The sequence below is a fragment of the Falsiroseomonas sp. RANM36 genome, assembly GCF_056682175.1.
In genome coordinates this window covers 53,750-54,041 of the sequence record NZ_JBWXTD010000007.1, presented here as the reverse complement: position 1 = coordinate 54,041, position 292 = coordinate 53,750, and the positions used below count along the sequence as shown (strand labels likewise).

The window sequence follows — 292 nt, the reverse complement described above, 5'->3', positions numbered from 1 at the left end:
AACGACACCTACCTGCTGGTGGATGCCGACCAGGTGATCGAGCTGGCGAATGGCGGCATCGACACGGTGCTGAGCAACGTCGCCTATGTGCTGCCCAATGCGGTGGAGAACCTGACGCTGCTCGGCACCGCCGACATCGCGGGCACGGGCAATACGCTGGACAATGTGCTGCTCGGCAATGGCGGTGCGAACGTCCTGCGCGGGCTCGGCGGCGCGGACAGCATCGCGGGCGGCCAGGCCGGCGACACGCTGGAGGGCGGCGCGGGCGCGGACACGCTGGCGGGCAGCGGCG

The 292-nt window shown here is 70.5% G+C and carries 1 protein-coding gene; it reads left to right on the top strand.

Annotated features, from left to right (window positions below; genetic code table 11):
* The coding region (locus AC1MIR_RS24445; RefSeq protein ID WP_480030782.1) for a calcium-binding protein at positions 1-292 on the top strand (292 nt) is incomplete at both ends.